This window comes from Adlercreutzia rubneri (assembly GCF_009755265.1).
Classification (GTDB): Bacteria; Actinomycetota; Coriobacteriia; order Coriobacteriales; family Eggerthellaceae; genus Adlercreutzia; species Adlercreutzia rubneri.
Map to the genome: position 1 here is coordinate 1 of NZ_WPOO01000038.1, position 4,171 is coordinate 4,171.

At 69.0% G+C, this 4,171-nt stretch carries 4 protein-coding genes; all 4 read right to left on the minus strand.

The window, feature by feature from the left end; genetic code table 11:
• Positions 1-1,051: PSP1 domain-containing protein (locus GO707_RS11705; RefSeq protein ID WP_157013080.1), on the minus strand; the 1,051-nt coding region annotated here is incomplete at its 3' end.
• On the minus strand, positions 1,029-2,186 hold the full coding sequence (locus GO707_RS11710; RefSeq protein WP_227070673.1) for a DNA polymerase III subunit: 1,158 nt from the start codon (positions 2,184-2,186) through the stop codon (positions 1,029-1,031). The genes GO707_RS11710 and GO707_RS11705, both read right to left, overlap by 23 nt.
• Entirely contained in the window at positions 2,179-2,925 is a 747-nt protein-coding gene (tmk, locus tag GO707_RS11715; protein WP_173112542.1) for a dTMP kinase, read from the minus strand. The genes GO707_RS11710 and tmk overlap by 8 nt, the downstream gene beginning before the upstream one ends.
• Positions 2,926-2,930: 5 nt before the next feature.
• A complete protein-coding gene (locus GO707_RS11720; RefSeq protein WP_114540597.1) occupies positions 2,931-4,100 on the minus strand; it encodes an NAD(P)-dependent malic enzyme in 1,170 nt (389 codons plus the stop codon).
• Positions 4,101-4,171: the final 71 nt, after the last annotated feature.

A 4,171-nucleotide genomic window follows, 5' to 3' on the forward strand; every position in this document is an offset into this window, starting at 1 on the left:
TCCCCGCCGAGCGCGAGCCGCCGCGCCCGCGGCCCTCGGAGCCGCCGCGGCGCGAGCGCCCCGCCTCGCCCGATCCCTTGCGCGATCCGCCGGTATGGCGCACCTTGGCGCCCTCGGCCAGCTTATCGGCCCCGGTGAACTGGCTCGTCGAGAAGATGAGCGCCTCGCCGCCGATGAGCCCGCGATCACTCGTCGCCTCTTCCCAGGCCTCCTCCCCCACGGCATTGGGCCGCGTAGCACCCTCGGGCGCCGGATCGAACTCGGACAGGGGCACCTTCACGGGCTTTTCCCCCTCCACCTTCAGCGACACGATCTCCCGCGGCACGTCGTGATCGACCACCTTGGCAGGCCCGGCCGGCGTCTGCACCGTGGCGTTCAACTTGGGAGCGCGGCTCTTGAAGTCCTTGTAGGCATCGAACTCGTAGCGCAGACAGCACATGAGGCGCCCGCACAGCCCCGAGATCTTCTGGGGGTTCAGCGAGAGCCCCTGCTCCTTGGCCATGCGGATGGACACGGGGCAGAACTCGCCGCCGAGTCGCTTGCAGCACAGCTCCTGGCCGCAGTGCCCGATGCCGCCCACCATGCGGGCCTCGTCGCGCACGCCGATCTGACGCATGTCGATGCGCACGTGGAAGCGGGCCGCCAGCTTGCGCACCAGCTCGCGGAAGTCGATGCGCTCCTCGGCCTCGAAGTAGAAGACGGCCTTGTCGCCATCGAGCAGAAACTCCACGGACACCGGGTGCATGTCCTCGTGGTACTCCCGGGCCATCTCCTTGAACACCGGCAGGGCCTCGGCGGAAGCGCGCTCCATCTCGGCCGCCTGCTCGATGTCCTCCTCGGTCGCGATGCGCTCCACGGGGCGCAGGGCGCTCTTCAGCGCGCGCACCTGCTCCTCGGACACCTCGATGACCTCGCTCGCGGCGATGCCGAACTCGGTGCCCCGGGCGGTGCGCACCACCACGGGCATGTCCTTCTCTATGTCCAAATCGCCCGGATCGAACCATAGCGTCCGGGGGTTGAAGGTCAAGTTAATCGGTGCGACCCGAACCATGAACAACCTCTCTTACGTCGAACAGCAACGTGTCCAAGCACGTTTCTGGGGATACATTATAGGCCAGCGCCCGCTCGCACTCGTCCACCTGGGAGCAAGCTGCGGCGATGACCGCCGCATCGGCGCCGGAGAACAGGGCGACGAGCGTGTCGCGCACATCGGTGTTGATGACCAGCTCTGGCGTCCCGCAGGCTACCATGAGCCCATCGCGCAGCCACGAGCGAACCATGGCCGTCGTCTGGCGCAGATACTCGGAGGTCTTCGCCGACAGCTGGCGCTTGTTGCGCGCCTCTATCTGGCGGATGGCCGATTTCGCGAGGAAGTCGGCGTTCTCGGCAAGCTCCGCCTCCTGGGAGGCGCGCACCTCGTCGAGCGGCGCCTTCGACGCCTCCACGAGCGCGCGGGCCATCTCCACCACGTCCCAGTCGTCGGCGGCGCCCAGGCGTGCCAGGTCGGAGAAGAGCCGCGTCCGGAAGGCGAGGCGCTCGCTTCCCGGCGCCCGCAGAAACGCCACGGCCGAGGTGATGGAGCCGCCGCAGGCCTCGATGGCCTGGCGCGCTTGGGCCGGGTCGGCGCCGGTGTTCTGGGCCACGATGCCCGCGGCCTCCGAGGCGGGAATGTGGCGGAAGGGCACCACCTGGCATCGGGAGACGATAGTGGGCAGCACCGACTCGCGGGTACGGCCCAGAAGGATCATCACCACGTCGTCGGCCGGCTCCTCCAGTGTCTTCAGAAACGCGTTGGCGGCGCTCGCGCTCAGCTGGTCCACACGATCCAGAATGTAGATCTTCTTGTCGGCCTGAATGGGAGAGAGCGCCGTGTCGGCCACGATCTCGCGCACCTGTTCCACCAGATACCCGTTCGCGCCGGCCGGGGCGAAATAGCGCACGTCGGGGTGCTTGCGCCGCAAAATGCGCCCGCAGCGGTCGCAGGCGCCGCAGGAACCGCCCCGCGGCCCGCGCGGCCCCTTCGGGCACAGAAGCGCCTGGGCGAGCGCATAGGCGGCCTGGGTCTTGTTGGAGCCGGCCGGCCCCACGAACAGGTAGGCCTGGGTCACCCGCTCCGAGACCACCGAGGCGCGCAGAAACTCGCGCACCTTGGGCTGTCCCAGAATGTTCTCGAAGGCGTCAGCCACGGGCGCCCTCCTTCGCCTTCGCTTCCTTCTCGGCGCGCTTGGCCGCCATTTCCCGTGTGACGAGGGCATCCAGATCAGCCCCGCCGGCCAGCGCCGCGGCGGCCTCCGGCAGCACGGGCGATACCGCCTCCAGCACGGCGCGGAACGTGTCGGCGCGGTGCACCCGCGACAGCACCGTCCTCACCCGGGCCGGATCGGCCTCGGCGATCTGCTCGAAGCCCACGGCCACCCGGCTGTGGAAGGCGTCGCCGGCCAATTCCAGACGGTCGGTTCCCTCGCGGCGCCCCATGCGCGAGCGCACAGCCGAGGCGGGGGCCACCAGAAGCACCGTGGCGTCGGGCACCACCCCGTCGCAGGCGAACCGGTTCGCCGCGTCGATGAAGGCGCCATCGAGCCCCCGGCCGCAGCCCTGGTAGGCCACCGTGGAATCGTAGAACCTATCGCACAGAACCACCGCCCCGCGCCCGAGTGCCGGGCGGATGACCTCGTCGACGATCTGGGCCCGGGCCGCCTCGTAGATGAGCAGCTCGGCGCGATCGCTCATGGCCTCGTGGGCCGGGTCAAGCACGACGGCGCGCAAAGCCTCGCCCACGGCGGTGCCCCCGGGCTCGCGCAGGCGCACCACCTCGCGGCCGGCGTCTTCCAGAAGCCGTGCGAGGAAGCGGATCTGCGTCGATTTGCCGGCGCCGTCGCCCCCCTCGAAGGTGACGAAGACGCCCGTGTTCGCGGGCGCTGCCACAGCTGCTAGGCCCCTTCCCGCTCGGCGGCGGCGCACGCGCGCACAGCATCGGCCACGGCGTCGGCCACGCGCGAATCGAAGGGATCGGGCATGATGAACTCCTCGGTCAGCTCCTCGTCGGAGACGAGCGCGGCCAAAGCCTCGGCGGCAGCCAGCTTCATAGGCTCGGTGATGCGCTCGGCCCGGGCCTGCAGCGCCCCCTTGAAGATGCCGGGGAAGGCGATGACGTTGTTCACCTGGTTCGGGAAGTCCGACCGTCCGGTGCCCACCACGCGCGCCCCGGCGGCACGGGCCTCATCGGGGAAGATCTCGGGGGTGGGGTTGGCCATGGCGAACACGATGGCGTCGTCGGCCATGGAGGCGACCATGTCGGGCGTGATGACCCCGGGGGCCGAAACGCCGATGACGATGTCGGCGCCTTCCATGGCGTCGGCCAGCGTACCGGACTTGTCCTCCAGGTTCGTCACCTCGAGCATGGCCTCCTGGGCCGGGTTCATGCCCTCGTAGGACGAGCTTAAGATGCCGCGGATGTCACACATGGTCACGTTCGCGAAGCCGTAGGAGAGCAAAAGCTTCGCGATGGCGATGCCCGCCGAGCCCGCGCCGTTGACGACCACGCGCACCGATTCCTTGTCCTTGCCCACAAGCCGCAGCGCGTTGATGATGCCCGAGAGCACCACGATGGCCGTGCCGTGCTGGTCGTCGTGGAAGACCGGGATGTCCAGCGCGTCGTTCAGCCGCGCCTCGATCTCGAAGCAGCGGGGGGCGGCGATGTCCTCCAGGTTGATGCCGCCGAAGGCCGGGGCGATGCGGATGACCGTCTCGACGATCTCGTCGGTGTCCTGGGTGTCCAGGCAGATGGGGAACGCGTCCACGCCGCCGAAGGCCTTGAACAGGGCGGCCTTGCCCTCCATAACCGGCATGGCGGCCTCAGGGCCGATATTGCCCAGACCCAGGACCGCGCTGCCGTCGGAGACGACGGCCACCGTGTTCGCCTTCAGCGTGTAGTCGTAGGCCGCCTCGGGATTCTCGGCGATGACCTTGCAGGGCTCGGCGACGCCGGGCGTGTAGGCCACGGCCAGATCATGGCGCGTGGCGATATCCATCTTCGGATCGAAGGCGAGCTTGCCGCGCCATTCGGCGTGCTTGGCGAGCGATTCCGCTGCGATATCCATAGGTTCCAAGTCCTTAGAACGATTTCTCCCGTGTAAACCCGCCTATTGTACCCCCTTCCCGCCGCCGCGCC